Source organism: Mesorhizobium sp. M4B.F.Ca.ET.089.01.1.1 (genome assembly GCF_004022605.1).
Lineage (GTDB): Bacteria > Pseudomonadota > Alphaproteobacteria > Rhizobiales > Rhizobiaceae > Mesorhizobium > Mesorhizobium abyssinicae.
Genome location: NZ_RZOS01001195.1, coordinates 1 through 603, shown reverse-complemented (window position 1 = coordinate 603; position 603 = coordinate 1). Strand labels below are relative to the sequence as shown.

The 603-nt window shown below is 67.5% G+C and carries 2 pseudogenes; one reads left to right on the top strand and one right to left on the bottom strand.

From position 1 onward, the window contains the following. A pseudogene (locus tag EN780_RS41165) lies at positions 1–210 on the bottom strand (serine protease); the annotation flags it as partial. A 139-nt stretch (positions 211–349) separates the two neighbouring features. On the opposite strand from EN780_RS41165, the pseudogene EN780_RS36735 reads away from it, so the two are divergent. Further along, a pseudogene (locus EN780_RS36735) lies at positions 350–603 on the top strand (serine protease); the annotation flags it as partial.

Below are 603 nucleotides of genomic sequence, written 5' to 3'. Positions count from 1 at the left end.
CAGTTCGATCTCCTCGCCCGCCTCCACGACTTCCTCGGCGGTGACGAAATAGCCGTCGCGCCAGTGGAAGGCGCTCGCCGTCCGGTGATGATGGGTTGCAAGGCTCGCCGTCGCCGGCGCGGCCGCTGCCGCGAGATCGGCGATTGCGTCGGAAAATGCGCTCAAATTGAAGTCGCTCATCATTGTTCTCCTGGGTTTGCGATTACCCAGATATCGCTCGACAGGACGCCGGCCGGTACTCGCCTCATGGCCAGTCGGCCGCGCGACTGGCCATCTGGTCAGGTCGCGGCCGAACGGGCCGCTCCGCACATATAATCATCCTTGCGCCTGATACCACGGAGCCCTTCCCATGGCCCTCGCCGCCGCCAAACTCCAATCCGACGAAGCCTTGCTCGACGCCTATTCGGCGACCGTCGCCGACGCGGTCGACCGCATCGGTCCCGCCGTCTGCCGCATCGAGCGTGTCGGCGGCGCCGGCGGCCATGGCTCCGGTTTCGTCATCACGCCGGATGGCCTCGTCGTCGCCAACTTCCATGTCGTCGGCGACGCGCGCGCCGTGCGCGTCTCGATGCCGGACGGCGCGTCGCGCGAAGGCCGCGTGCT